This window comes from Nocardioides currus, assembly GCF_003057875.1.
Classification (GTDB): domain Bacteria; phylum Actinomycetota; class Actinomycetes; order Propionibacteriales; family Nocardioidaceae; genus Nocardioides; species Nocardioides currus.
In genome coordinates this window covers 259402-284210 of sequence record NZ_PYXZ01000007.1, presented here as the reverse complement: position 1 = coordinate 284210, position 24809 = coordinate 259402, and the positions used below count along the sequence as shown (strand labels likewise).

28 protein-coding genes are annotated in these 24809 nt (G+C 73.3%); 18 read left to right on the top strand and 10 right to left on the bottom strand.

Going from position 1 to position 24809, the window contains the following annotated elements; genetic code table 11:
* Positions 1–11: 11 nt before the first annotated feature.
* From C7S10_RS16690 to C7S10_RS16665, 6 genes are all read left to right on the top strand, one after another.
* Positions 12–1052, top strand: coding sequence for an aldose epimerase family protein (locus C7S10_RS16690; RefSeq protein WP_207769423.1), 1041 nt, complete (start codon positions 12–14; stop codon positions 1050–1052).
* Positions 1053–1166: 114 nt separating this feature from the next.
* The gene (locus C7S10_RS16685) at positions 1167–2153 is read left to right on the top strand and encodes a glycosyltransferase family protein (RefSeq protein ID WP_207769422.1); all 987 of its coding nucleotides are present in this window, start codon (positions 1167–1169) and stop codon (positions 2151–2153) included.
* A complete protein-coding gene (locus tag C7S10_RS16680) occupies positions 2150–3418 on the top strand; it encodes a glycosyltransferase (RefSeq protein ID WP_133176545.1) in 1269 nt (422 codons plus the stop codon). Before C7S10_RS16685 ends, C7S10_RS16680 begins: the two co-directional genes overlap by 4 nt.
* A 327-nt stretch (positions 3419–3745) precedes the next feature.
* Positions 3746–4027 (top strand): hypothetical protein, encoded by a 282-nt coding sequence (locus tag C7S10_RS16675; protein ID WP_108345559.1) that lies wholly within the window; start codon positions 3746–3748, stop codon positions 4025–4027.
* A gap of 11 nt (positions 4028–4038) precedes the next feature.
* A complete protein-coding gene (locus C7S10_RS16670) occupies positions 4039–4665 on the top strand; it encodes an MSMEG_6728 family protein (protein ID WP_207769421.1) in 627 nt (208 codons plus the stop codon).
* 12 nt (positions 4666–4677) lie between these two features.
* Entirely contained in the window at positions 4678–5442 is a 765-nt protein-coding gene (locus tag C7S10_RS16665) for a ZIP family metal transporter (RefSeq protein WP_108345558.1), read from the top strand.
* On the opposite strand, the gene C7S10_RS16660 is transcribed toward C7S10_RS16665, so the two are convergent.
* Genes C7S10_RS16660 through C7S10_RS16640 form a run of 6 tightly spaced genes read right to left on the bottom strand, consistent with a single transcriptional unit; the run spans position 5408 to position 10121 of the window.
* The gene (locus C7S10_RS16660) at positions 5408–5905 is read right to left on the bottom strand and encodes a DUF6328 family protein (protein WP_108345557.1); all 498 of its coding nucleotides are present in this window, start codon (positions 5903–5905) and stop codon (positions 5408–5410) included. The genes C7S10_RS16665 and C7S10_RS16660 overlap by 35 nt on opposite strands.
* 15 nt (positions 5906–5920) lie before the next feature.
* Positions 5921–6049: a hypothetical protein gene (locus tag C7S10_RS23025; protein ID WP_279303176.1), complete on the bottom strand. Its 129-nt coding sequence runs from the start codon at positions 6047–6049 to the stop codon at positions 5921–5923.
* Positions 6050–6083: 34 nt separating this feature from the next.
* Positions 6084–6896, bottom strand: coding sequence for a glycosyltransferase family 2 protein (locus C7S10_RS16655; protein WP_207769420.1), 813 nt, complete (start codon positions 6894–6896; stop codon positions 6084–6086).
* The gene (locus tag C7S10_RS16650; protein WP_108345555.1) at positions 6893–7912 is read right to left on the bottom strand and encodes a glycosyltransferase family 28 protein; all 1020 of its coding nucleotides are present in this window, start codon (positions 7910–7912) and stop codon (positions 6893–6895) included. Before C7S10_RS16650 ends, C7S10_RS16655 begins: the two co-directional genes overlap by 4 nt.
* Before the next feature lie 11 nt (positions 7913–7923).
* Positions 7924–9018, bottom strand: a complete 1095-nt coding sequence (locus C7S10_RS16645) for a glycosyltransferase family 4 protein (RefSeq protein ID WP_108345554.1) — start codon at positions 9016–9018, stop codon at positions 7924–7926.
* Positions 9015–10121 carry a hypothetical protein gene (locus C7S10_RS16640; RefSeq protein WP_108345553.1) on the bottom strand — a complete coding sequence of 369 codons (1107 nt, stop codon included), beginning with the start codon at positions 10119–10121 and terminating at the stop codon, positions 9015–9017. The genes C7S10_RS16645 and C7S10_RS16640 overlap by 4 nt, the downstream gene beginning before the upstream one ends.
* Before the next feature lie 199 nt (positions 10122–10320).
* On the opposite strand from C7S10_RS16640, the gene C7S10_RS16635 reads away from it, so the two are divergent.
* From C7S10_RS16635 to C7S10_RS22310, 10 genes are all read left to right on the top strand, one after another.
* Positions 10321–11133, top strand: coding sequence for a sigma-70 family RNA polymerase sigma factor (locus tag C7S10_RS16635; protein ID WP_108345552.1), 813 nt, complete (start codon positions 10321–10323; stop codon positions 11131–11133).
* A gap of 82 nt (positions 11134–11215) precedes the next feature.
* The gene (locus tag C7S10_RS22595) at positions 11216–12289 is read left to right on the top strand and encodes a polyprenyl synthetase family protein (RefSeq protein ID WP_207769419.1); all 1074 of its coding nucleotides are present in this window, start codon (positions 11216–11218) and stop codon (positions 12287–12289) included.
* A complete protein-coding gene (locus C7S10_RS22590) occupies positions 12286–13170 on the top strand; it encodes a phytoene/squalene synthase family protein (protein ID WP_207769418.1) in 885 nt (294 codons plus the stop codon). The genes C7S10_RS22595 and C7S10_RS22590 overlap by 4 nt, the downstream gene beginning before the upstream one ends.
* Positions 13167–14792 (top strand): phytoene desaturase family protein, encoded by a 1626-nt coding sequence (gene crtI / locus C7S10_RS22585; RefSeq protein ID WP_207769417.1) that lies wholly within the window; start codon positions 13167–13169, stop codon positions 14790–14792. Before C7S10_RS22590 ends, crtI begins: the two co-directional genes overlap by 4 nt.
* The gene (locus tag C7S10_RS16620) at positions 14789–15139 is read left to right on the top strand and encodes a lycopene cyclase domain-containing protein (RefSeq protein ID WP_207769416.1); all 351 of its coding nucleotides are present in this window, start codon (positions 14789–14791) and stop codon (positions 15137–15139) included. The genes crtI and C7S10_RS16620 overlap by 4 nt, the downstream gene beginning before the upstream one ends.
* A complete protein-coding gene (locus tag C7S10_RS16615; protein ID WP_108345550.1) occupies positions 15136–15468 on the top strand; it encodes a lycopene cyclase domain-containing protein in 333 nt (110 codons plus the stop codon). The genes C7S10_RS16620 and C7S10_RS16615 overlap by 4 nt, the downstream gene beginning before the upstream one ends.
* Positions 15465–16856 carry a cytochrome P450 gene (locus tag C7S10_RS16610; RefSeq protein WP_108345549.1) on the top strand — a complete coding sequence of 464 codons (1392 nt, stop codon included), beginning with the start codon at positions 15465–15467 and terminating at the stop codon, positions 16854–16856. Before C7S10_RS16615 ends, C7S10_RS16610 begins: the two co-directional genes overlap by 4 nt.
* Complete coding sequence (locus tag C7S10_RS16605; protein WP_165807195.1) at positions 16853–18025, top strand: glycosyltransferase family 2 protein; 1173 nt, start codon at positions 16853–16855, stop codon at positions 18023–18025. Before C7S10_RS16610 ends, C7S10_RS16605 begins: the two co-directional genes overlap by 4 nt.
* Positions 18019–18504 (top strand): glycosyl-4,4'-diaponeurosporenoate acyltransferase CrtO family protein, encoded by a 486-nt coding sequence (locus C7S10_RS22315; RefSeq protein WP_165807194.1) that lies wholly within the window; start codon positions 18019–18021, stop codon positions 18502–18504. The genes C7S10_RS16605 and C7S10_RS22315 overlap by 7 nt, the downstream gene beginning before the upstream one ends.
* The gene (locus C7S10_RS22310; RefSeq protein WP_165807193.1) at positions 18501–19340 is read left to right on the top strand and encodes a phosphatase PAP2 family protein; all 840 of its coding nucleotides are present in this window, start codon (positions 18501–18503) and stop codon (positions 19338–19340) included. Before C7S10_RS22315 ends, C7S10_RS22310 begins: the two co-directional genes overlap by 4 nt.
* Before the next feature lie 12 nt (positions 19341–19352).
* On the opposite strand, the gene C7S10_RS16595 is transcribed toward C7S10_RS22310, so the two are convergent.
* Positions 19353–20444, bottom strand: coding sequence for a carboxylate-amine ligase (locus tag C7S10_RS16595; RefSeq protein WP_165807192.1), 1092 nt, complete (start codon positions 20442–20444; stop codon positions 19353–19355).
* Between the two features lie 156 nt (positions 20445–20600).
* The gene (locus C7S10_RS16590; protein WP_165807191.1) at positions 20601–21338 is read right to left on the bottom strand and encodes a GAF and ANTAR domain-containing protein; all 738 of its coding nucleotides are present in this window, start codon (positions 21336–21338) and stop codon (positions 20601–20603) included.
* A gap of 130 nt (positions 21339–21468) precedes the next feature.
* On the opposite strand from C7S10_RS16590, the gene C7S10_RS16585 reads away from it, so the two are divergent.
* On the top strand, positions 21469–22086 hold the full coding sequence (locus tag C7S10_RS16585; RefSeq protein ID WP_243395430.1) for a methyltransferase domain-containing protein: 618 nt from the start codon (positions 21469–21471) through the stop codon (positions 22084–22086).
* A 15-nt stretch (positions 22087–22101) separates the two neighbouring features.
* Here C7S10_RS16585 and C7S10_RS16580 read toward each other — a convergent pair whose 3' ends face one another.
* Together C7S10_RS16580 and C7S10_RS16575 are read right to left on the bottom strand one after the other, a co-directional pair.
* A complete protein-coding gene (locus tag C7S10_RS16580) occupies positions 22102–22308 on the bottom strand; it encodes a CDGSH iron-sulfur domain-containing protein (RefSeq protein ID WP_108345544.1) in 207 nt (68 codons plus the stop codon).
* On the bottom strand, positions 22305–23339 hold the full coding sequence (locus C7S10_RS16575) for an iron-containing redox enzyme family protein (protein WP_243395429.1): 1035 nt from the start codon (positions 23337–23339) through the stop codon (positions 22305–22307). The genes C7S10_RS16580 and C7S10_RS16575 overlap by 4 nt, the downstream gene beginning before the upstream one ends.
* Before the next feature lie 186 nt (positions 23340–23525).
* Between C7S10_RS16575 and C7S10_RS16570 the strand changes: the two genes are divergently transcribed.
* A complete protein-coding gene (locus C7S10_RS16570; RefSeq protein WP_108345543.1) occupies positions 23526–24809 on the top strand; it encodes a cation:proton antiporter domain-containing protein in 1284 nt (427 codons plus the stop codon).

Genomic DNA, 24809 nt, shown 5'->3' with positions numbered 1-24809 from the left:
AGGATGTCTCCGTGACCACTGAACGCGTCTTCGACCGGATGCCCGACGGCCGCGACGTCCCCGTCCTCACGATCGGCTCCGCTCCCGGGCCGGTGGTGGAGGTGCTCGCGCTCGGCGCCACCGTGCACCGCCTCGAGGTGACCGGCGGGGACGGACAGCGGCGCCACGTCGTGCTCGGTCACGCCGACGTCGCCGAGCGGCTCGCGAGCACCGACTACGTGGGCGGCACGATCGGGCGCTACGCCAACCGGATCGCCGGCGGGCGCTTCGTGCTCGACGGCCGCGAGGTCACGGTCGGCACGCACGACCGGGGCAACAGCCTGCACGGTGGGCCGGAGGGGTTCGACGTGCGCCTGTGGGACGTGGTCGGGCTCGGCCCCGACGAGGTGGTGCTGTCCCTCACCAGTCCCGACGGCGACCAGGGGTTTCCCGGGACCGTGCGGGCGACGGTGCGCTACCGCGTCGACGGCAGCACCGTGTCGGTCGAGATGTCGGCGACGACCGACGCGACCACCGTGGTCAACCTGACCAACCACGCCTACCTCAACCTCGACGGCGAGGGCGCCGGCACGATCGACGACCACCTGCTGCTGGTCGAGGCCGACTCCTACACGCCCGTCGACGCCACGGGGATCCCGCTGGGCGATCACGCACCCGTCGACGGGACGCCCTTCGACCTGCGTGAGTCGACGCCGATCGGTCCCGCGATCCGGGCCGAGCACCCGCAGGTCGTCGACGCGACCGGCATCGACCACAACTTCGTCCTGCTCGGTGAGGGGATGCGTCGCGCGGCCGTGCTCGAGTCGCTGCGCACCCGGACCCGGCTCGAGCTCTGGACGGACCAGCCCGGGCTGCAGGTCTACACCGGCAACTTCCTGGGCGGTCGCCGGCGATCGACGAGCGGCGGGCGCTACCGGCAGGGCGACGGGATCGCGCTGGAGCCGCAGCTCGCCCCGGACTCGCCCAACCGTCCCGACTGGCCGTCGGCGGTGCTGCGGCCCGGTGAGGTCTACCGGTCGTCGATCGAGTGGCGCTTCTCCGAGCCGGGCTGAACGGCCCTGCCGCGCCCGCGGACCCGGTCGCACCTCGCACCACCTAGGGGTGAGCACGGGACGGGGGAGCCACGACACGATGGGACCGTGGTGGACGTGTCGACGAGGCGGTCAGTGCTCGCCCTCGACGCACCCGACCACCTGGTGCTCGGACCGGTCGGCCACGGGGTCACCCGCTACGCCGGCGAGGTGGCCGAGGCGGTCGGTGCCCGCGTCGTCCGGCGCCTCGATCGCGTCACCGCAGGCAGACCCGTGCACCTGCACCTCACGGACCGGCTGTTCGGTCGGGCGCCGGAGGACGCGGCGAGGGCCGTGGAGTCGCTGTCGCGCCGCGTGCACCTGACGGTGACGCTGCACGACGTCCCGCAACCGACGGACGGCCCGGTGTTCGGTGCGCGCGCCGCGGCCTACGCACGGATGGTGCGGGCGAGTCGCGCCTGGGCCACCAACTCGTGGCACGAGCACGCGCTGGTCCACCGGTGGTGTGCGGTCGGCACGGCCGGAACGGTCATCCCCCTGCCGGTGCTCGTCGCCGGCGCGCCGGTCGCCGATCGCGAGACTGTGCGACCGCACCCGGTGGTGGGGGTCTTCGGCTACGTCTACCCCGGCAAGGGCCACCGCCAGGTGGTGCGCGCCGTCTCGGCCGTGCGCCGCGGGGGCACGATGGCACGCGTCGAGGTCCTCGGCGGCGCTGCACCGGGCCACGGGCGCGAGGTCGAAGCGTTGCTGAGGGCGAGCGCGGATCGAGGGGTCCCGGTCGAGGTCACCGGCCGTGTCCCCGAGGCCGACGTGGTCGTCAGGCTGCGGCAGGTGAGCGTGCCGGTGGTCGCCCACCGCAACGTGTCGGCGTCCGGCAGCCTCAACTCCTGGGTGGCCGCCGGACGGCGTCCGCTCGTCCGGGACGGGGCCTACGCCCGTGAGATGGCCGGTCTCCGGCCCGGGACCATCACGCTGTTCGACGACTCCACGCTCGTGCCCGCGCTCGAGTCCGCGCTGGCACGTCCCGCGTCGACCTGGACGACCCCGGGCACCGATCTCGCTCCGGGACTCGAGGACACCGCAGCGGCGTACGTCGCGTGGTGGGCGTCGGCCGACCGATGAGCGCGCCGCCGTACGGCACGACCGTGCCGGGCAACCGGTGGGACCTCGCGCCGAACGACACGCAGCCCAGGTCCGTCTCCGTCGTCGTGGCCCACTTCGAGCAGCAGGCCGAGCTCGACCGCACCCTGGCGGCACTGCGACGTCAGACCCGGGTGCCCGACGAGGTCGTGGTCGCCGACGACGGGTCGCGTCGCGCCCCCACCGTCCCGCCCGGGGTGAGGCTCGTGCGGCAGGACGACGACGGCTTCCGAGCGGCGGCCGTCCGCAACCTCGGGGTCGCGGCGAGCACGGGCGACGTCGTGGTGATGCTCGACGCGGACACGACCCCCGAGCCCCGGTTCGTCGAGCGCATGGCCAGCCTGCCCGAGGCGCTGCCGGAGGCCCTCGTGGTCGGTCGACGACGACATGCCGACCTCACCGGCACCGGTCCCGACGTCCCGATCGAGGAGCTGGGACCGGCGCGTGAGCTCGACGAGCCGGCCTGGCTGCGCGCCGCCCACACCGACACCCGCGACCTCCTGGACGCGGACTCCACCGCTCACCGGTTCGTGATCGCTGCGGTCCTCGCGTGCAGCCGGTGGTGGTACGACGAGCTCGGCGGGTTCGACGAGTCGTTCCGTGCCTACGGTGGCGAGGACTGGGAGCTCGCCCACCGGTCGTGGACCGCGGGCGGGCTGCTGGCCCACCGCCCCGACGCCGTGGCGTGGCACGACGGTCCGGACGCGGGGGCCCGCGGACGCGACGCCGGTGCCCACCTGGTCGAGACGGTGCACGTGGCCGACCGAACCTCCGCGACGGGAACGACCTGGCGTGGCCTGCTCCGTGGTCCGCCGGAGCTGGTCGTGAGCCCGGATCCCGGTCTGGTGCCCGCCGAGCTGCTCGCGACCGTCGACTCGCTGCTGGCCGCGCGGCCGCGCGCCTGCGTGCGGCTCACTGATCCGCACCGCGCCCTCGTCGGCGACGACCCGCGCATCGTGCCCGCCGATGGACCCGTCCCCGGGTCCGCACGTCTGCACCTGGTGCTTCGCCGCGGTCTGGTCGGCGATCCCTCGGCATGGGCGTCGTTGCTGTCGGGGCTCGATGGACGCGTGGCCATCCGCGCGACGACCGACGGGCGCGCGGAGCTCCAGGACCTCCGGCTCCTGCGTCGCGCGGCCAGGTGGGGTCGCCCCGACCTCGCACCTGCCGGTCTGCCCGTCGACGTACGCCTGCGGCCCTGGTCGGAGGGCGCCTCGCTGGAGGCGTGGCTCGGCGGATGGGCGTGAGCGGCCGCGCCCACCCCCCGGGGTGGTATTTGCCGAGAGCCGCAACACCGGCGTCGCCGGCAGCGCTGGCTGGGTGAGGGGACAGCAGTGCGCGCGGCTCTGGGCGGGGCGCACTGCTGCCCCTGGGTCCCGAGTCCAGTCATGTCCGAGAAGGTCAAGGAGTGTCACCGCCCATGCTCAACGACGTTCACATGATGGTCATCGCCATCCTCGCCACCCACGCCGGCATTGCGCTCCTGCTGGTCGTCATGGCCCGGCTCGAACCCGAGGGGACCGACTGAGAGGACCCACGGCGTTGTCAGGCCGGTAGGTGGGTACCGCCCCGTCATGTCCTCCGACGACGCCACCATCGACGACATGGTCTCCGAGTCCGCGCTGCAGCTGTGGTCGGCGGCCCAGACCGACTTCGACCCCTTCGCGGTCCCCGCTGACCAGTGGCCGCAGCACGCGGTCCCCGTCCGCGACATCGACATCGCCGTCGACACCCACCTCGAGGTCGACGACGTCCGGGAGTCGCTCGGGCGGCTGGACGACGTGAGCGTCGTCCTGGGGCGTGAGGCGGGAACCATCTCCGTGCTCAGCGTGATCCCCGCAGGCGAGCCGACCTAGGCGCGCCGCGCATGCAGACCTTCCTCCCGTACGCCGACTTCGAGCGATCGGCGCACGCGCTCGACGCGAAGCGCCTGGGCAAGCAACGCGTCGAGTGCATCCAGGTGGTGCGCGGCCTGACGGTCCCCGGCTACGCCTGGGCCAACCATCCCGCCGTCCTGATGTGGAAGGGCTTCGAGGAGGCACTCGGTCGCTACGCACTGACCTGCTGCGAGGTGTGGTCGGAACGCGGACACGCCGACACGTGCGCGGCCACCATCACCGGCGACCTGCGAGCGGCGGGGACGCCCACCATCCGCGACCAGGACGAGCTCGCAGCAGCGGGCGCGCTGCCACCCTGGCTCGGCGACGACGCGCTGCACCTCAGCCACCGTTCGTCCCTGGTCCGCAAGGACCCCGAGCACTATCGGCCCCAGTTCCCCGACGTGCCCGACGACCTGCCCTACGTCTGGCCGGTCCGGTCGGCCGCCGTCGTCGAGGCCGAGCGTCGCCGGGCCGCCAGCGCCGTACGGCGACAGGAGAGAGCGGAGGAGCAGGCCCGACGACAGGCGGAGGCGCAGCGGCGTCGTCGCAGCCGGGCCGCGAAGAAGGCCTGGGAGACGCGGCGGCGCCGCGCACAGGAGCCACCGACGACCTGACCGCCTCATAGCATGGCGTCTGATGGGTACGGCGCTCGCGTGATCGAGGCGGCATGGTGGGGGTTCGTCGGCGGAGTCTCGCTGCTGCTCGGCGCCCTGATCGGCGTGTTCGTGCGCGTGCCCACCCGCGTCGTCGGGTTGGTCATGGGTTTCGGCGTCGGCGTCCTGATCAGCGCCGTCGCCTTCGAGCTCACCGGAGCCGCGTACGACCGGTCGGGCGCCGTCCCGGTGGTGCTGGGGCTGTCGGCGGGGGCGGTCGTGTTCTACGGCGGCGACGTCCTGATCGCGCGACGTGGGGGACGCCGGCGCAAGGACCCGTCCGGCACGTCGGCGGCAGCGGGGGCGTCGGGGGCCTCGGCTCTCGTGCTCGGTGCCCTGCTGGACGGCATCCCCGAGTCGGCCGCGATCGGCGTCAGCCTGGTGGACGGGGGATCGGTGGGCCTGGCCGTCGTCCTGGCCGTCTTCTTGTCCAACATCCCGGAGTCGCTCTCGGCCAGCGCCGGCATGCGCCGCGACGGCCGCTCGGTGGCGTACATCCTGGGCCTGTGGGCCGCGGTCGTCGCCGCCTCCACCGTCGCATCGGCCGTCGGCTACGGGCTGCTGGGTGGTGCGGGCGAGTCGACGGTGGCGTTCATCGAGACCTTCGCGGCCGGGGCGATCCTGACCATGCTGGCCGACACGATGGTGCCGGAGGCGACGGAGCACGCGGGCCAGGCAGTCGGGCTGTCGTGCGTGATCGGGTTCATCGCCTCGTTCCTGCTGTCGATGTGGGGCTGACGCCCGAGACGACCGGGACCACGAGCCAGCACACGACGAAGAAGACCAGGGACACGGCCAGCGCCACCAGGCCGGCCGTCGTCCCTGCCACGACGTCGAAGACCAGGAAGAGCGCACCCGAGCTGGTGAGGCCGAGCAGCATCAACCCGACGCGGGCGCACCGGTTGCCGGCCTCCACCAGCCAGCGTCGCTCGCGCTGGCGGAACAGGATGCGGTGGAACGCCACCGGAGCGACCACGAGACCGGTCGTGAGGACCGCGCCCGCCATCACGACCAGGTAGCTGGTGCGCTGCAGCCGGTCGAGGTCGGCGAACCGGTCGCTGAACGGCACGGTGAGGAGGAAGCCGGTCAGGATCTGGACACCGGTCTGGGTCACCCGAAGCTCCTGCAGCAGCTCGTTCCAGTTGCGGTCCAGCGTCTCGGGGTCATCCGGGTCGGGGTTCTTGGTGTCCGGGCCGTTCATCTGGTCACGCCGACTTCAGGAGTCCCGGGGGTCGGGGTCCGGGTCGCTGGCAGGCTCGGAGTCCGGGTCGAGCGGCTCGGTGTCCGGTTCCCGTCCGTCCGGGGTGGGAGGTTCGGCGTCCTGGTCGTGGTCGGTGCCTCGCATGGTCATGAGGATGCGTACCCCGATCGCTCCCAGGTCATCCCGGGGCGACGACCCGCCACCGGCCCTGCTCGTCCGTGCGGGCGAGGCCGCGACGCTCGAACTCGTCGAGCCACCCGCGCATCGGGATCTCGCCCCAGCGGGAGCGGAAGATCTCGGCGTTGCGCACGATGTCGGCAAGGTGCTCGACCGGGGGCCGGGAGACCGGGTGCCACTGGTGGAACGCGCGGGCCGCACCCACCCACCCGAGCCCGAGTCCGACGGAGTCGACGACGCGGGCGAAGTCGGTGTCCTCCCCGCCGTACCCCGCGTAGTCCTCGCAGAAGCCGTCGGTGCGCTTCCACGCGGCGCTCGAGCAGGCGAAGGAGAGCGACCAGAACAGGGCCGGGTCCGCGCCCGTCGTGAGCTCGCCGGGAGCCGGGGCGGGACGGGCGGGGTGGGGGGAGTCGAGCTCGTCCAGCCGGTCGAGGTCGTAGCCGCCGCGCGGCGGAGGGTCGAGGTAGGTCACCGGCCCCGACCACACGGTCTCGGGGTCGCCCCGGACCGCGTCGGCGTAGGCGCCGAGGAGCGACGGGCCGACCAGGCAGTCGACGTCGAGGAACACCACTACGTCGGCGCCCAGGCGCAGGGCCTCGTCGGCACCGCGGTTGCGGGCGGCCGCGAGCGGAAGACCCTGGGGCGTCGTGTCGACGACGACGCGGGCGATCCCGCTCGCCACGAGGTGGGGGTCGTCCATCGCGACGACGACGTGCGCGTCGGGCGTGCGCGCGGAGCGGTCGAGGGACAAGCGCTGGCCGGCGAGGTGGTCGTGGCGACCGTGCGCGACCGTGACGACGGCGACGCCGCTCACGGGAGCCCGGCCCGGTCGACCGCGCGTGCCACGACCTGGGCCGCCCGGTGCGCGGCGCGCCCGTCGACCCATCCGCTCCACGCCTCACCGTCCAGGCCCCTGGCGCGGTCGAGGACGTCGGCCCACGAGACGCCGGCGTCCGAGACGTTGTCCACGACCACGGCGGGCCAGCCGTGCCGGAGCGCGTCGGCCGTCACGTGCTGCTCGTCGAACGGGCGGGGAGCGGGCACGACGACGGCCGGCAGCCGTGACGCGGCGATCTCCGCGAGCGAGTTCTGGCCCGGGTGGATCACGGCCACGTCCGACTTCGCCAGCACCGAGGCGGGGTCTGCGTGCCAGGTGCCCAGGGTCCGGCTCAGCACGGTCCAGTCCCACCCCGGCGTCCGTGCCTGCATCGCGGCGACGGAATCGCGGGTGAAGCCGTCACCGCCGGTGCCGGCGAGCAGCACCGCGTGCGGGCGCCGTCGCCACGACCGGCTGCGGGCGGCGACCGGCAAACGGGACACGCCGCCCACGGCGTGGAAGCGCGTCGCCACCTCGTCGTCCTGCCCGGGCAGCATGCGGTCCGTCCAGCCTGCGGGCCACGGCCCGACGAGCTCGGTGCAGGCGTCGAAGCCGAGGCGGTGGGCAGGGTCGGTGCGGTGACCGGGGGCCGTCAGCCCGATGGTCGGCACCCCGTGCAGGCGGGCGAGCAGGCACACCTCGACGGACTGGTCCACGACCATGGCCTGCGGGGAGGTCCGGTCGATCCAGTGCGACAGCGACGCCATCCGCCCGCGCAGTCCCGGGTCGCCCAGCGGCACCCAGTGGAGACGGCCGTGGGCGGTGACGTCGCGCCCGGCGGCGTACCCCGCGGCGTCCCCGTCGTCGCGGGCCAGCTGGACCCAGTCGCCGGTCCACGTCCGTGGCCGGGGCAGTGACGAGAGCCCGGTGACGGAGACCTCGCTTGCGGCCGCGATGGTCTGGGCGCGGTGCAGGTGGCCGTTGCCGTGGTGGTGCACGTAGTAGCCGATCACGGCCCCCGCCCTCACGCGGCGGCGTCGCAGCGCGCCAGTCGCAGGTACATCGCTTCGTACTCGTCGACCATCCGGGTCAGGGAGAGCTGCTCCACCGCGTGTGCCCTGACGGCAGCGCGATCGAGGGTCGCGGCGTCGCGGATGGCTTCCGCGAGCATGTCCAGGTCGCCCGGCGCCGCGAGGCGGCCGACGGAGGGGCCGACGATCTCGGGGAGGGCGCCGCGGGCGTACGCCGCGACGGGGGTGCCACAGGACATGGCCTCGGCGGCGACGAGACCGTAGGGCTCGTCCCAGGCCGGCGTGACGACGGCGACCGCGGACCGCCCGACCAGGTCGGCGAGGGCGTCCTGGTGCAGGTGACCGGCCCAGGTGACGTCTCCACCGAGACGCGGCTCGACGCTCGCGCGGAAGTAGGCCGGGTCGAGGACGGGACCGGCCAGCACCAGGGGGACCCCGGCACGCCGCGCTGCGTCGATCGCCTCGTGGGGTGCCTTCTCGGGGACCAGTCGGCCCGACCACACGGCCGTCGGTCCGCCTGGTCCGGGCCTCCACCGCTCGGTGTCGACGCCGTTGGGGACGCACACGGAGTCGACCACCCCCGACCAGGCGTCGGCGGTGAAGGAGGAGACCGCGGCGAACGTGCTGGCGCCGGCGTCGATGCGGATCGCCGACTCGAGCCACGTCAGCGGTGGCGTGTGCAGCGTGGTCACCAGCGGGACGGACAGGGCCGGGGCCATCGCCACCGGGAGGTAGTGCAGGCTGTTGTTGTGCACCACGTCGAACCTGGTGGTGCCCTCCCGCGCCAGGTCGAGCATCAAGGACAGGTAGGCGTGGTGGTCCGCGACGGCCACCGGCGCCGGGGTGTCCACGTCCAGCCGGCCGGTGCCGTCACCGGGCAGTGGTGAGACGGGCAGGTCGATGACCTGCAGCTCGGGATCGGAGCCCGGGGCGGCGAACACGGCCACCTCGTGACCACGACGCACGAGCTCGTGGGCGAGGTGCCAGGTCATGGACTCCAGCCCGCCGGTGAAGGGTTCGCGGATCGGGAAGCGGCAGTGGGCGATCAGGCAGATCCGGAGGCGGTTCCTCTCGTCGACGGGCCTCATGCGGTCAACGATCGGTACAGGTCGTCGTGGAAGGCCGCCACCTCCCGACGCTGGGTGCGGCGCTCATCGATGCTCGCTCCCAGCTGGGGGCGGCGGACGAAGGCATCGCGCACCGCTGCGCGCAACGAGTCCGCGTCGAACGACTGCTCGTCGTGCACGTAGGACAGCACCGGGCCCTGCTCGGCGTAGAAGCCACACGTCGGCGCGACCACCGTGGCGCCGAGGTCCCGGCACGCCTCGAGCCAGCCGGAGTGCGTGCCGAATCGGTAGGGCAGCACCGACACGTCGAGGGAGGCGAGGTAGGACCAGAGCTCTGCCTCGGAGAAGTAGTCGTGCACGTGGAGCTCGACACGTCCTCGTCGCTCCTCGGCGCGCAGGAAGCCGACGAGCTCGGGGTCGTGGTGCTCGCCGGTGGGGTCGAACACGTCCCGGTGCCCGTTGACCTGCAGCACCGCACCGTCAAGGTCCGCCACGGTGGACACCAGCGTCGGCAGGATCTGCAGGGGGGCCATGTTGGGGCGCAGGCTCTTGAGGTGCAGCCCGACACGGAAGGGCCGGTCGAGCCACTTGGTCCGCACGTCCATGGCCACCGCCATCGTCTGCAGGTCCACCACGTGCGGATGGGGTGAGACATGGGCGGTGCGACCCCAGCGTGCACGGATCGCGTCTGCTGCGCCCTGGGTGAGGGTGACGATCTCGTCAGCCGCGGGGACCAGCACGTCGAGGTGCTCGTCGTGCAGTGCGCGGTCGCGGTGGTGGGGGTTGCGCAGGTCGTGCACGGTGAACACGAACGGCTTGCCACGGTCGCGGAGCGTGCGGGTGAGCCGATCGAGCTCCTCGGGTGTGCGGGCGTCGAAACCGAAGTGGAGGTGGAAGACGTCGAACGCGTTCTGCTCCGCCCATGACGGCTCGAGCATGCTCGGCGGCCACCACGTGTTCCCGGCCGGTCGACGAGGATCGGCGGGGTCCGGATCGAGGAGGCGGCGCGGCCCGCCGCCCGAGAGGGGCGAGAGGTGCCGGACGTACACGTGCCCCGAGGGCACGGACGCGATCGTGCAGGGCGACGCGTGCTGCGTCGAGCTGCGTTCGTGGGTGAGCGTCATGCACCCTGATACCCGCTCCCGGACGGTTGATTCTCGCCCATGTCGATCAGGGTTCACCTCCAGGCCCCGTGGCGCCCTTGCGGCCGATACCGGGGAAGGCTACGTTCGACGAGTGCGTCGGGCACCTCTCGTCTCGAACGGGTGACCCCTCGGCTCCAACAGCGGGCCTCCATCGCACCGTCACCGTCAGGTGAGCATCATGACCATCGTCCAGGAACGACCTTCTGTCCGCGCGTCCAGCCGGGACCGCGAGCACCGTAGGGATCGGACGGCCGCCCTGTTCGCCGCCGCCTCCCTCCCCGACAACATCGACCGCCTCGACGAGCTGCGTGAGGAGGTGTTGCTGATCAACATGGGAGTCGCGCGCAGCGTGGCTCGGCGGTTCGCCCAGCGCGGCATCGACCTCGAGGACCTCGAGCAGGTCGCGTGCGAGGCGCTGGTCAAGGCGATCCGTCGCTTCGACGCCTCGCGCAACCACGATTTCCTCGCCTATGCCGTCCCGACGATCCGCGGCGAGGTGCAGCGCCACTTCCGCGACCTCGGCTGGATGGTGAAGCCGACGCGGCGGGTGCAGGAGAACCAGCAGCGCTCCGCCCGGATGGCGGAGGACCTCAGCGCCGAGCTCGGGCGGCGACCGGACACCGCCGAGCTGGTCTCTGCACTCGGGATCTCGGCCCGGGAGCACGCCGAGGCCGAGTCCGCTCGCGGCTGCTTCCACGCGACGTCCCTCGACCAGCGCCTCTCCGACGACGGCGAGACGGGCGACATCGGGTCGACGCTCGCAGCCGACGACCGCGACCTGCCCGCGTGCGAGGCCCGGATGATGGTCATCCCGGCCCTGCTCGACCTGACCGAGCGCGAACGGCACGTGGTCTACATGAGGTACTTCGAGGACCGCACCCAGAACGAGATCGGGGCGGACATCGGGGTCGGTCAGGCGCAGGTCTCGCGCATCCTCGCCTCGGCACTCGACGGGATGCGCTGCACGCTGGAAGGGCGGGTCGCCAGCTAGTGGCGTCGGGGCACTGCGCGCATGGAGCCACCGGCACCGGGTACCGTCGCCTCTCGGGGTCGGAGGGATGAGAGGGACACGCATGCTGCAGGGGGACACCTCAGCCGTTCGTGGCGACCCCGCCCCCTGGGACGAGGCCATCGACCGGATGCTGGAGGCCGGACGTGCCCGGGCCGCGGCGAACGACGCCCAGCACGCCAGGCTGTGGGACGCACTGGCTGCCGCGACGCGCGGGGGCAAGCGCTTCCGGCCGGTCCTGGTCATGGCCGCGCACGATGCCTTCGGCGGCGACCAGCAGCAGGCGGCGGCCGCGGTCGGGGCCGCCGTGGAGCTGATGCACACCGCCTTCGTCATCCACGACGACCTCATCGACGGTGACGACGTGCGTCGCGGACGTCCGAACGTGAGCGGCACGTTCCGCGCGTCGGCGCTCGGCGACGGCGCGTCGGTCGACCAGGCCGACAGCCTCGCGCGGACGGCGGGGATCCTGGCGGGCGACCTCGCGCTGGCCGCGTCGGTGCGTGCTGTGGCCACGTGCGGGGCGTCCGAGGCGGTCACCCACGAGCTGCTGGACCTGTTCGACGCCGCGCTCCACACCACGGCCGCCGGCGAGCTGGCGGACGTGCGGCTCTCGATGGGCACCCACGCCGCGACGCTCGAGGAGAGCCTGGCGATGGCCGAGCAGAAGACCAGCGCCTACTCCTTCGCGCTGCCCCTGCGCGCCGGGGCCGTGCTCGCCGGTGCCGAGGGCGGCGCGGTCGAGCGGCTCGGCCGGGTCGGTCGCTCGCTGGGCATCGCGTTCCAGCTCTTCGACGACCTCATCGGGGTCTTCGGCGACCCGCGTCGGACCGGCAAGAGCGCCACCAGCGACCTGCGCACCGTCAAGCAGACGCCGCTCCTGACGCATGCCCGCTCGACCGGGGAGTGGACGCGCATCCGGACCTACCTCGGGCGCGAGCTGACGCAGGACGAGCTGGGCGAGGTGCGAGCACTCCTCACCACCTCGGGGTCGCGCGAGTTCGTCGATGCGTTGGCCGCCGGCCACCAGACGGCCGCTCGGTCGGAGATCGAGCAGCTGGGCGTCTCCATGGCCGCCCTGGAGGTCGTGCTGCGCCGTCCGCCGGCGTTGGCCGGGAGCGACGAGGTCGCGGCGTGACCATCCACCTGCTTCACCGCCGACCCGTGCGCAGCCTCTACGACTCGGTCTCCGAGGGCAGTGCGGCCATCGTGATCCGCGCGTTCTCCAGCTCCTTCGGTCTCGCGTCCCGGCTGCTGGCGGAGCCGGTGCGGACCGAGGTGCGCAACGTCTACGCCCTGGTCCGGGTGGCCGACGAGATCGTCGACAACCCCGACACCAGCCTCGGCGCCGAGCCCCGGGCCAGGATGCTGTCGTGGCTGCACGACGACGTGCGGCACGCGCTGCGCCACGGCTACAGCGCCAACCTGGTCGTGCACGCATTCGCGAGGACGGCTGTGCGGTGCGGCATCGGCGAGGAGCTGATCGACCCCTTCTTCGCCTCGATGCGGACGGACCTCGAGACCGACTCCCACACCGTGGAGACCTTCGACCGCTACGTCTACGGGTCCGCGGAGGTCGTCGGGCTGATGTGCCTGCGCGTCTTCCTCGCCGAGGTGGGGCCCGAGGACCGGTCGGACGACTACGCGCGCCTGGCACCGGGGGCCCGCCGTCTGGGCGCCGCGTTCCAGAAGCTCAACTTCCTGCGCGACCTCGCCGAGGACGTCGACCTGCTCGGGCGCAGCTACTTCCCGGACCTGGACGTGGACGCGTTCTGCGATGGCGACCGGGACCGGATCCTCGCCGACATCGCCGCCGATCTCGACGCCGCCGCGGCCGTCGTCCCCGACCTCCCCCCGAGCAGTCGTCGGGCGGTCCGGGTTGCTCACGCCACGTTCCTCGAGCTGGCCGACCGGCTGCGCGCCACACCGGCCGCGCAGATCCGGCAGACCCGGGTCCGCGTCCCCGACCCGGTCAAGCTGAGGCTCGTCGCCGGCGCGCTCTACGGCGGGCGGTCGTGACGTCACTGCTCCCTGGTCGTGGGGCAGAGGGCCGCACGTCGACGTCCGCGACCGACCGCGGGCCGCGGCGCGTGGTCGTCGTCGGGGGCGGCATCGCGGGTCTGGCCACGGCAGCACTCCTGGCCTCACGCGGCCACAGCGTCGACGTGCTCGAGAAGAACGACGACCTGGGCGGGCGCGTCGGGACCCTCGAGCGAGACGGGTTCCGGTTCGACACCGGCGCGTCGTGGTACCTCATGCCGGAGGTGTTCGAGCACTTCTTCGCACTGCTCGGCACCTCCGCCGCCGCGGAGCTCGACCTGACGGTGCTCGACCCGAGCTACCGCGTCTTCTTCGAGGGACACGACCAGCCCCTCGACGTACGCCCCGACCGCGCCCACAACCGGGCGGTCTTCGAGTCGATCGAGCCGGGGGCAGCGGAGCGCTTCGACGCCTACCTCGCGTCGGCCGAGGAGACCTACGACCTCGCGCTGCGCCGTTTCCTCTACAGCAACTTCGACTCCACCTCGTCGTTCCTGCAGACCGACGTCCTGCGGCGCACTCCCCGGCTGGGCAGGCTGCTGACCCGCTCGCTCGACGCCCACGTCGCCGATCGGTTCTCCGACCACCGGCTCCGCCAGCTCCTCGGCTACCCGGCGGTGTTCCTCGGGTCGTCGCCCACCCGCGCGCCGAGCATGTACCACCTGATGAGCCGCCTCGATCTTGGTGACCGCGTGCTCTACCCGCAGGGCGGTTTCGCGCGCCTGATCGAGGTGATCGCATCGCTCGCGGAGCGGCACGGCGCGCGACTGCACCGGGGCGCCACCGTGACGCAGATCCTCACGGATGCAGCGGCGGGACGGGGTCGGCCCCGGGCCTCGGGGGTCGTGCACACCACCTCCGCCGGCACCCAGCGCCTCCTCGCCGCCGACGTGGTCGTCGGCGCCGCGGACCTGCACCACCTGGAGACGACGCTGCTGCCGCCCGACCTGCAGTCCCACCCGCGCTCGTCGTGGCGGCGTCGTTCGCCCGGCACCGGTGCGGTGCTGGCCATGCTGGGCGTGGACGGGACGCTGCCACAGCTGCCGCACCACTCCCTGTTCTTCACCACCGACTGGGAGCAGAACTTCGGCGACATCTTCGGGCGCCACGCCCGCGTGCCCAGCCCGGCGTCGGTCTACGTGTGCAAGCCCTCCGAGAGCGACCCGAGCGTCGCGCCGGCGGGCAGCGAGAACCTCTTCGTCCTCGTCCCCGTGCCCGCCGACGTGTCGATCGGCGAGGGCGGGGCGGACGGCCGCGGGTCCGAGGTCGTGGAGCGCACGGCCGACGCGGCGATCGACCAGGTCGCGGCCTGGGCGGGGATCCCGGACCTGCGGGACCGCATCCGGGTGCGCCAGACCGTCGGCCCGGCCGACTTCGAGACGCGCTTCAACGCGTGGCGGGGGAGCGCCCTCGGCCTGGAGCACACCCTGCGCCAGAGTGCGTTCCTCCGGCCGGGCAACACGTCGTCGAAGGTCGACGGCCTGTTCTACGCGGGGGCCAGCACCGTCCCGGGCATCGGGCTCCCGATGTGCCTGATCAGCGCCGAGCTGGTGCTGAAGCGGCTGGCCGGCGACCGCTCCTCGTTGCGGGTGGCCGAGTGAGCTGGGTGCACTGGTCGTACGTCGCCATGCTGGCCCTCTGCCTCCTGGGCACCGTGCCGCTCGCCCCCGCCTTCGGGTTGCGCGTGCTGCACCGGCCGCTGCGGCTCCTGCTCACCGTCCTCGTCGCCGGGACGCCGTTCCTCCTCTGGGACCTCTACGCGACGTCGGCCGGGCACTGGCACTTCGACGCCGACCAGACACTGCCGTGGCGCGTCGCAGGCCTGCCCCTCGAGGAGATCGCCTTCTTCGTGGTGATCCCGCTGGTGGCGGTCCTGACCTTCGAGGCCGTCCGGGCGACGCGTCGCCACGGTCTGCGCGGGGCGCGTCGCGAGGCCGCGCGCCGATGACCTACACCGCGATCGCCGTCGTGGCGGTGCTGGTCGCCCTCGTGCTGGACCGCTGGGTGGCCCGCACGGGACTGACTGCGATGCGTGACTGGTGGCTGGCCTACGCCGTCATCGTCTTCTTCCAGCTGGTCACGAACGGCTGGCTCACCGGGCGCGGCATCGTCCGCTACGCGCCCGACGCGATCATCGGCAGCGAGCGGGTCGCGTTCGTCGGGGACGGCCGCCTGGCCTACGCGCCGGTCGAGGACCTCGCGTTCGGATTCGCGCTGGTGCTCACCAGCTGCGTGACGTGGACGTGGCTCGGCCGCCGCAGCGGGGAGGACGCGTGAGCGTCGCGGCGCGCCTCCAGGCCATGCAGCCCACGGACATCGGCGTCCCCGGACCGAGCTCGTGGGACATGGCGCGCGCGTTCAGGTCGGTGCGCGCGGATCCGCTGACGTTCCTCGCCGACGTGTCGCAGCGTCACGGCGACCTCGTGTCCTTCCCCGTCCCCGGACCGCCGGCGCTGCTGCTCAACGACCCGGCTGCCGTGCGCCACGTGCTCCAGACCGCGTCGCGCGACTGGGGCAAGCAGACGGTGCAGTACGCCGCCCTGGCCCGGCTCACCGGTCCCGGCCTGCTCGCCTCGGCCGAGCCGAGCTGGATCGAGCATCGCCGGCTCGCTGCCCCGGCCTTCCACCACGAGCGCCTCGAGGCCGTCGGCGTCCAGGTGCGGGCCGCCGCCGACGCCGCGATCACCACCCGGCTCGGGGCCTTGCCCTCGGCGTACGGCGAGGTCGTGGACGTGGCCGACCTGACGCACCGGATCGGCCTCGACGCGGTCGGACGGGCCCTGTTCTCGACCGACCTCTCGGACCACGCCCGCCAGCTCCTCGACGCGACGAGCGACGCGGCCGACCTGGTCGTGCGCCTGGGACGGTCGGTGGTGCCGACCGCGCGCCTGGCCCCCACGCGGACCAACCTGCGGCTGCGCTCGACCCGCCGACGCCTCGACGTCATCGCGTCGCGGATCATCGCCGAACGCCGGTCGGGCGGCCGGGCGTCCGACGCAGGAGCCTCGGGGGACGACCTCCTCGGCCTGCTGCTGGACAGCGGGCTCACCGACACCGAGATCCGCGACGAGCTGGTGACGATGGTGATCGCGGGTCACGAGACGGTCGCGGCAGCGCTGGCGTGGACGCTCATGCTCCTGGCGGAGCACCAGCCGGCGCAGGACCGCGTCCGGGCCGAGGTCGCCGGGCACGCGGGACCGGTCTCCCTGCTCCGTCACCGCGAGACGCTGCCGTGGACGCGGGCGGTGGTCGACGAGGCGCTGCGGCTCTTCCCCCCGGCGTGGGTCGTGTCGAGACGCTCACGGAGCGCGGACGTCATCGGCGGCCGCGCGGTCCCGGCGGGGACGCTGGCCATCATCAGTCCCTGGATCCTGCACCGTCGTGCCGACATCTTCCCCGAGCCCGAGTCGTTCCGGCCCGAGCGGTTCCTGTCGCCCGGCCCGCCGCCGGTCGGCTACCTGCCCTTCGGCCAGGGGCCCCGGCTGTGCATCGGACGGGAGTTCGCCCTGGGGCAGATGGTCGTCGTGCTGAGCCGTCTCCTGGCGCAGCACCGGCTCACCGTCGGCCCGCGGTGGTCGCGACCCGAGGCGCTGGCCCAGGTGGCCGTCCATCCCGCCGGCGGAATGCCGCTCGTCGTCACCCGCATCCCGCCGAGGGCCTCGTGACGGACCTGACCGACCTCGTGCTCGCCGTCGTCCTGGCCGCAGCAGCGGCTGGGGCCGCGTTCCTCCTCCGCGACCCGCGCCGGCTCCCGACCGGGGCCGGGGCCGTGACCTCGCCCTCGTCCTCGGTGTCGGTCGTCGTCCCCGCACGGAACGAGGAAGCCACGCTGCCGCTCCTGCTGGCGTCCCTGCGCGGTCTCGCGCACCCGGTGCTCGAGGTGGTCGTGGTGGACGACGACTCCGACGACGCCACGACCGCGGTGGCGCGAGCCGGCGGTGCCCTCGTGGTGCGCGCCCCCGCCCCGCCCCCCGGGTGGACCGGCAAGGCGTGGGCCTGTCACCACGGGGTCCGGGCGGCCGCCGGTGACCTGCTCCTGTTCCTGGACGCCGACACCGTGCTCGCCCCGGACGCCCTGCACGGCCTGCTGGAGATGCACGAGCGCCACGGCGGCCTGGTCTCGGTCCAGCCGTTCCACCGCGTTGTCCGGCCCTACGAACAGCTGTCTGCCTACTTCAACGCGATGTCCACCCTCGCCAGTGCCGCCTTCACCCGACGCCCCGTCGCTGCTCCGATGGCGTTCGGGCCGTGCCTGATCACCTCGCGCGACGACTACGAGCGCGCCGGCGGTCACGCCGCCGTGCGGGGCGAGATCCTCGACGATGTCCGGCTCGCAGCGGCGTACGACCGGGCCGGCCTGCCGGTGCGCTGCGCCCTTGGCGGACGCTCGGTCTCGATGCGCAGCTATCCCGGCGGGCTCCGACAGCTGGCCGACGGCTGGACCAAGAACTTCGCCTCGGGAGCCTCGGCGGCGGCGCCGGGTCCGGCCGTGGCCGCCGGGCTGTGGATCAGCGCGCACCACGCGATCGCCGTCGGCACGCTGCTGGCCGTCGTCGAGGCGTCGACCGGCGCGGGCGCTGCCCTGTCCGTCGGCAGCCCGGTCCTGTGGTTCGTCGCCTGGATCTGCTCGGCGGCGCAGCTGCGGTCGATCCTGCGTCGGCTGGGAACGTTTCGCTGGTGGACGTGGGCGCTCTTCCCGGTCCCGCTGCTGGCCTTCGACCTCGTCTTCGCGCGATCGGTCGCGCGGACGCTGGTGCGTCGATCCGTGTCGTGGCGCGGTCGCGAGGTCCGGCTCGGTGCGGCCGACGGCCGCGAGGAGGCTCCTCGATGCTGAAGCTGCTCATGCCGCAGGCCCTGACCGTGGTGGTCGACATCGTGGCCTGGGGCGTGTTCCACGCCGGCACCGGCTATGCCGCCCACCGGCTGGGCGGGGCTCGGCTGAGCCGGGACGGGTGGCTCCTGCGGCCTCGCCCGTTCGAGGACGACGGTCGCTGGTACCGCCGGCGGCTGCGGATCCACCGGTGGAAGGACAAGGTGCCGGAGGCTGGCGCCCTGTTCGCGGGCGGGGTCAGCAAGAAGGAGGTGCCGGCGTACGACGACGAGTCGCTGCTGCTCTTCGTGCGCGAGACCCGGCGGGCGGAGCTCACCCACTGGTGGGCGATGGCGTGCGGTCCGCTGTTCGTCCTGTGGAACCCGCCGCTCGCGGCGGCCCTGCTCGTGGCCTACGGCGTCGGGATCAACCTGCCGTTCATCGCCATCCAGCGCTACAACCGGTTCCGCATCCAGGCCATCCTCCGGCGGCGTCGCCGATGACCCAGGACCTCGACCGCGGCCCGGAGCGGATCGGCGACCAGTGCGGGCGGGGCGACGCAGATCGTGGGTCGCGGCACGGCCCCGTCGCGCAGCTGCTCATCGCTTGGTCGCCGCTCAGCCTGATCCTCGTCGCCTACGCGGCGGCGACATGGATCAGCGCGCCGCTCGGGGCCGGGGACGGGTCGGCGACCAACCGACTCGGGTTCGGCGTCCACGTGACCGGCCCCGCGGCCGTCGACCGGCACGCGTTCGGCGCGGTCCCGTCCGTCTGGCTGCAGGAGCGCCTCGTCGACGGGTCGGTGCACTGGTACGACGCGGTCGCGGCGCTCGTCTACGTCACCCACTTCGTCGCCATCCCGCTGGTCACGGCCATCGTGTGGTTCTGCGTCCGCGACCGGTTCGCGCGGTGGATCGGCGCCGTGCTCGTGTTCACGACGATCGGGACGACGGTCTACGTCGTGTGTCCCGCCGCCCCGCCGTGGCTGGCCTCGCAGCAGGGGGCGATCGGCCAGGTCGACCGGATCTCCAACCTGGGGTGGGAGCTCCTGCGCCTCGACTGGATCGGGGTCCTCAGTGCGTCGGGCCAGGGCGGCAGCAACCCGGTGGCCGCGATGCCGTCGCTCCACGCCGGGGCGACCGTGCTCATCGCGCTGTTCCTGTGGCCGACCGTGAACGCGGGGCTCCGAGCCGCCCTGGTGGCGTACGTGCTCGTGATGGCCGTCGTCCTCGTCTACACCGGCGAGCACTACGTCGTGGACGTCGTCGCGGGGTGGCTGACGGCCGCCGTCGCGGTCTGGCTCGCGGCCGTCGTCCGCCCCACGGCCAACCCACGCTGACGGCACGGTCCCTCAGCCGCGGGCCGTGCGGCCCACGAGGTCGGCCAGGAGGCCGGGGAGCCCGTCCGAGGCCACGAGGCGGCGCTGGCGTTCGGGCTCGGTCTGCCCGGCCAGCAGCTCGTCGAGGTCGTCCAGCGGGGCATCGAGGCCGTCGGGCGCCAGCTCGGCGCGGACCTCGGCCAGGACGCGCGCCGCGACCTCGCGCAGCGGGCGGACCACGCCGTCGAGGTCGGCGACCCTGGCCTCCAGCCCGTGCCGGGCGACCTGGTGGTCGTTGACGGCGAGGACGTCGTCACTCAGGTCGCCGCGGTCGGGGCAGGTCGCCGTACGGCGGGCGATGCCCTGCACCAGGGCCGTCAGCCCGCCGACGCGAGACAGTGACCACTGGGCGTCCATCACCCGCACCTCGAGCGTCCCCAGGAGGGGACGTGGCCGCAGGTCCCACCACACGAAGGTGTGGTCGGAGGCCTCAGCCGCCCTCATCAGCGCGGTCGTGCGCGCGACGTACTCCTCCCACGACCTCAGCAGCGGGGGCACGGTGGTGCGCGGGTAGGACCGCAGGATCGCGGACCGAGTCGAGGCCAGCCCGGAGTCCACGCCGTGCCAGAAGGGGGACGCGGCCGCCAGCGCCCGCAGGAGCGGCATCCGGGCGCGCAGCCCGCGGTAGGCCAGCATCGCCGTCGTGGCGTCGGGCACGCCGACGTGGACCTGGAGGGCGGCGGTCGGGGTCCTCAGCAGCCCGGCGTACTCCTCCAGGATGGCGTCGTAGCGCGGCGAGGTCGTCAGGACGGCCGTGCCCAGCGCGGCCGTGGGGTGGACACCGACCGCCATCGTCCGGGCGCCTGCGGCGCACAGGCGCCCGCGGAGGACGCGCACGGAGCGCAGGACGTCCTCGGCACCCGCGCACACCAGGGAGTTGAGCTCGACCTGGTCGGCGTAGATCTCGCCGGTGACGATCCCGGCGGCGGGATCGCTGGCGCGGAGCCGGTCCACGACATCGACGGCTGCCCGGCCGAGCAGGACGCCCTCGTCGTCGACGAGCATCAGCTCCTCCTCGACGCCGACGGTGAAGTCCCCGCCGGGCCGGTGGTCGGGGACCGTCACGGGTCCAGCCGACGGGACCGCCGCCGGTGGCCCCAGGGCCTCGAGAGCACCGTCGTCCATCACCGCTCCTGGGTCGTCGTCAGCGCCGCGGGACAGGGTCGCCGACTGCTGCGTACCCGGTCACCCCCGGGACATGCCGGCGATCGGACGGCTGGCTCAGGGCCGCGCCGCGGTCGCCCCGCTTCTGGTCCCGTCGCCCGACCCGCTGGGCCGGGCTGCGTCGTCCTTCGCCTGCACGAGCTCCTGGGCCACCACGCGCAGCTTGCGGTTCTGGTCGCTGCCCAGCCGGACGAGGTACTTGAAGGCCTGGTCCTGGCCCAGGCCGTAGCGCTCCATGACGATCCCGATGGCGGTGCCGATGATCGTGCGCGTCCCGACGGCGGTCTTCAACTGGTCGGAGGCGCGGGCGTGCCCCAGGGCCAGGGCCGCGTGCACGGCGAAGTGCTCGGCCACGCCGACCGATCCGGCGTCGAGGTCGTCGTGGGTGGTGGAGTGCAGGTTGAGGCAGATCGCCCCGCGAGTGTCGCTGGACAGCTTGATGCCGAGCTGGGATCGCAGGCCGAGGGCGAGGGCCGCCTCGATGTAGCGGGGCCACCGCTGCTCGTGGCGTGCGTCGTCGACGAGCATGACCTCGTCGAGCCGGCCGGCCTCCACACAGGGTCCGCCCCGGGCCTCCGACTGTGCCCGGTCGAGCTCACGCGCCAGGTCCGTGGTCGCTGCGAGGGTGTCGAGCTGTCGGTCGGGGAGGATCAGCGAGATGCTGACGTGCTCGAACTCGGGCAGGCAGAGTGCGGCCTGGTCGACCACCTCCTGCAGCACGTCGGCGTGAGTGCGGTGCTGCGAGATGGCGAGGCTGGCGCTGGACAGGGACTCGAGGGCCTTCACGTCGATCACGTTCGTCTTCCTGGCATCACGAAGCGGATCGTCCGGCTGCCTGAACGTGTTCATATTCAAGCACCAGTGCCGGCCCGACGCCAACACGGACCAGGGCATGACGGCGCGACCGCCGGGGTACGGCTCGCGGGTGACTGAGGAGACGACCTTCGGGTCCTTGACGATCGCGTACGACGACCGGGTGCTGCGGCCACGTGAGTGGACGACCGCGCAGTCGGACTGGGCCGCGGAGCTGGCCGCGACCGTCCCACCCGGTCCGATCCTGGAGCTCTGCGCCGGTGCCGGTCAGATCGGGCTGCTGGCCGTGGCAGGCACCGATCGTCGGCTCGTGTGCGTGGACGCCAGCGACGTCGCGTGCGACTTCGCGCGGGCCAACGCCAGCGCCGCCGGCCTCGCCCAGCGGGTCGAGGTCCGGCAGGCCCGCCTCGAGAACGCGCTGGCCTCCGACGAGGCGTACCCGCTGGTCATCGCCGACCCGCCCTGGGTGCTGAGGACCGAGACCGGGCAGTTCCCGGAGGACCCGCTCCTCGCCATCGACGGCGGCGACGACGGTCTCGACGTGGCGCGCGCGTGCCTGCGCGTCATCCGGCAGCACCTCGCCCCGGGTGGATCCGCCGTCCTCCAGCTCGGCACCACCGAGCAGGCCACCCGCCTCGAGCACGACGAGGGTCTCGACACCGGCGACCTACGCCTGGTCGAGGCTCGACGGTTCCCGCGAGGCGCGCTGGTGCGCATCGACCGGGCCTGACCGCGCGAGCCTCGGTCAGGAGTGGCCGCGCGGGATCACCTTGTGGGTGCCGTCGCACCACGGCAGCCGGCTCGACTTGAGGCAACGGCAGACGGCGACCACCGGACGGTCGACCGCGTGCACCGTGCCGTCCGCGTCCTGCACGCTGTCGACCCCGCGCAGCAGCATCGGCCCGTCGGGGCAGAGCACGACGTCCGGGTGCTCGAACTGCTCGGCGCTCATGGCTCGACGCCCCACGCGGTGAACATCGCCCGCGCGAAGCGGGCCTCCAGGTCGAGGCAGGTGAAGGCTCCGAAGAGCACCTCCTGCGCCTGGGCGGGCTCGTCGGCGGCCAGGGTGCCGCAGATGTCGCGGGCCGCCAGCTGCTCGTGCACGGCGTCGGCCTCGACGTGCTCGCTGTAGTAGCGCACCATCGGCTCGACGAAGTCGAGTCGCTCGAGACCCTGCACCATGCGTCGCGAGGGGAGCGAGCTCGTCGCCTCGAAGGCGGCCAGGTGACCGACGGCGGCCCCGCGCAACCGGCGCCTGAGCCCGAACATCGAGAGAGCGTTGTTCATCTCCAGCACCTCGGGAAGGGCATCGTCGATGTAGGCGCCGTACTCCGCCCGCAGCCCGACGGCCTCCAGGCCGCACGCGAACAGGTGCGAGTGCAGGCGGTTGGGGTCGCCGTCGCCGTACTCGTCGAACTGCAGCTCCATCAGCGCGGCCTTGGCACGGGTGGGGAGCCGGGGCACGACCCAGGTCGTCGGGTCGGCCTCCTTCAGGTGGTAGACCGATCGCTGGCGCAGTAGCTCCAGCACCTGGTCGCGGTCGGCGCGCCGGTGCACGAAGGCGGCCAGGGACGGGCCGTCGTCGCCGGCGACGAGCTCGTCGATCGCGGCCGGGACCTCGACCGGCTCGACAGGTCGGCCGACCCAGCGGGACCGGAGCCGCTGCTCGAGCTCGCGCTCCAGGTGGGTCCTGGTCGCCTGGGCGGCGAGGTCCTGCTCGGCGTGCTCGGAGACGTCCTCGAAGCCGCCGTACGACAGCTCGTGCAAGGCCCACAGCGCGATCGCCGCGTCCTCGTCCTCGGTCGCGCCGGGGATCGGTGCCCCGGACCATGGTCGGGGCTCGTCCGTGACGGAGCGGAGGCGGTGGAAGACCCACTCGCTCAGGTTGCCGCGCGGCTTGGGGAGGATCATGGGGCAGACGTACCCGGTGTCGTCGACCTCATCCGTCGACGACACGGCGTCGCCGATCGAGAGTGGGCGCATGGTCTGCGACGTCGCGGGTACGGCGGTCCACAGGTCGGTCCGTCGCCTGCCCCTCCCTGAGGGACTGTTGATTCCACTCCGCGCGGCGGACCACCCGACCAGCCGGTCTCCGCGCTCACGCAGCTGCGGGGACCGGCTGGCGTCGGTCGACGCATCATCGGCGGGCGCACGGGTACCGCCCGACCAATGACTGCCGACTTCGTTTACCTCGTCGGCGGCGCGTGCCTGTTGCTGGCCATCCTCCTCCCCGACCTGCTCTCGCGGTGGGCCGTCTCCGCGCCCATGGTGCTGGTCGCGCTCGGCATGCTGATCGGCCTGACGCCGCTCCCCGACGACCTGCCCCTCGACCCGCAGGACAACCGCGCCGCCATCGAGCACGTCACCGAGCTCGTGGTGATCGTCGCGCTGATGGGAGTGGGGCTGGCCCTCGACCGTCCTCTCGACCCCCGCAACCGCTCGAGCTGGGGGCGTTGGGGAGCGACGTGGCGGATGCTGCTGGTCGGCATGCCGCTCACGATCGGCGGCGTGGCCCTTCTCGGCTGGGGAGCCGGGCTCACCCCGGCCGCGGCGCTGCTGCTCGGCGCCGCCCTCGCGCCGACCGACCCGGTCCTCGCCTCGGACGTGCAGGTCGCCGGGCCACAGACCGGGGACCTCGAGGTGGACGAGTCCGACGAGGTGCGGTTCACGCTCACCTCGGAGGCCGGCCTCAACGACGGACTGGCCTTCCCCTTCGTGCACCTCGCGATCCTGATGGCCGCGGGCGGGTCGGTCTCCGGCTGGGCCCTCGAGTGGGTGGGCCTCGACCTGGTCGGCCGGACGATCATCGGCGTGGCCGCCGGTCTCGCGGTCGGGTGGGCGTTGGCACGCCTCGCGTTCCGGTCGCAGAGCCGGACGCTCCGCGTCGCCGAGCGCGGGGACTCGCTGATGGCCCTGGCTGCCCTGGCGGCGTCGTACGGCGTGGGCGAGGTCCTCGGTGGCTACGGCTTCCTCTCGGTCTTCGTGTGCGCGTTGACGTTCCGCTCCGCCGAGAGGTCGCACGACTACCACGCCGCGATGCACGAGGTCGCCGAGCGCCTGGAGCGCCTGCTCACGCTGTTCGTGCTGCTCGTGCTCGGCATCGCCGTCACCCGCGGGCTGCTGGAGGCGCTCGACTGGCGAGGCGTGCTCGTCGGGGTCGGCCTCGTGCTGGTGGTGCGCCCGCTGGCCGGTGTCGTCGCCCTGCGCGCGTGGAGGCGTCACCAGGAGCCCGGCGAGATGCGTCGGTCCGAGAAGCTGGTCGTCGCCTTCTTCGGCATCCGTGGTGTCGGCTCGGTCTTCTACCTGGCGTACGCCGCGGGGGAGGCGCCGGAGCTCGGACAGGACTGGTTGTGGTCGACCCTCGGGTTCACCGTGATCCTCTCCGTGCTCGTCCACGGCGCGCTGGCAACACCCGTGATGGCCCGCATCGACGCGTCGAACGAGCGCCGGTAG

Excerpts from the sequence above, each read along its gene's own strand:
- C7S10_RS16635 (WP_108345552.1), top strand. The coding sequence starts at position 10,321 with ATGACCATCGTCCAGGAACGACCTTCTGTCCGCGCGTCCAGCCGGGAC.
- C7S10_RS16670 (WP_207769421.1), top strand. The coding sequence starts at position 4,039 with ATGCAGACCTTCCTCCCGTACGCCGACTTCGAGCGATCGGCGCACGCG.
- C7S10_RS16575 (WP_243395429.1), bottom strand. The coding sequence starts at position 23,339 with ATGCGCCCACTCTCGATCGGCGACGCCGTGTCGTCGACGGATGAGGTC.
- C7S10_RS22595 (WP_207769419.1), top strand. The coding sequence starts at position 11,216 with ATGCTGCAGGGGGACACCTCAGCCGTTCGTGGCGACCCCGCCCCCTGG.
- C7S10_RS16570 (WP_108345543.1), top strand. The coding sequence starts at position 23,526 with ATGACTGCCGACTTCGTTTACCTCGTCGGCGGCGCGTGCCTGTTGCTG.
- C7S10_RS16665 (WP_108345558.1), top strand. The coding sequence starts at position 4,678 with ATGGCGTCTGATGGGTACGGCGCTCGCGTGATCGAGGCGGCATGGTGG.
- C7S10_RS16615 (WP_108345550.1), top strand. The coding sequence starts at position 15,136 with ATGACCTACACCGCGATCGCCGTCGTGGCGGTGCTGGTCGCCCTCGTG.
- C7S10_RS23025 (WP_279303176.1), bottom strand. The coding sequence starts at position 6,049 with ATGCGAGGCACCGACCACGACCAGGACGCCGAACCTCCCACCCCGGAC.
- C7S10_RS16660 (WP_108345557.1), bottom strand. The coding sequence starts at position 5,905 with ATGAACGGCCCGGACACCAAGAACCCCGACCCGGATGACCCCGAGACG.
- C7S10_RS16580 (WP_108345544.1), bottom strand. The coding sequence starts at position 22,308 with ATGAGCGCCGAGCAGTTCGAGCACCCGGACGTCGTGCTCTGCCCCGAC.
- C7S10_RS22310 (WP_165807193.1), top strand. The coding sequence starts at position 18,501 with ATGACCCAGGACCTCGACCGCGGCCCGGAGCGGATCGGCGACCAGTGC.
- C7S10_RS16675 (WP_108345559.1), top strand. The coding sequence starts at position 3,746 with ATGTCCTCCGACGACGCCACCATCGACGACATGGTCTCCGAGTCCGCG.
- C7S10_RS22315 (WP_165807194.1), top strand. The coding sequence starts at position 18,019 with ATGCTGAAGCTGCTCATGCCGCAGGCCCTGACCGTGGTGGTCGACATC.
- C7S10_RS16645 (WP_108345554.1), bottom strand. The coding sequence starts at position 9,018 with ATGAGGCCCGTCGACGAGAGGAACCGCCTCCGGATCTGCCTGATCGCC.
- C7S10_RS16640 (WP_108345553.1), bottom strand. The coding sequence starts at position 10,121 with ATGACGCTCACCCACGAACGCAGCTCGACGCAGCACGCGTCGCCCTGC.
- C7S10_RS16680 (WP_133176545.1), top strand. The coding sequence starts at position 2,150 with ATGAGCGCGCCGCCGTACGGCACGACCGTGCCGGGCAACCGGTGGGAC.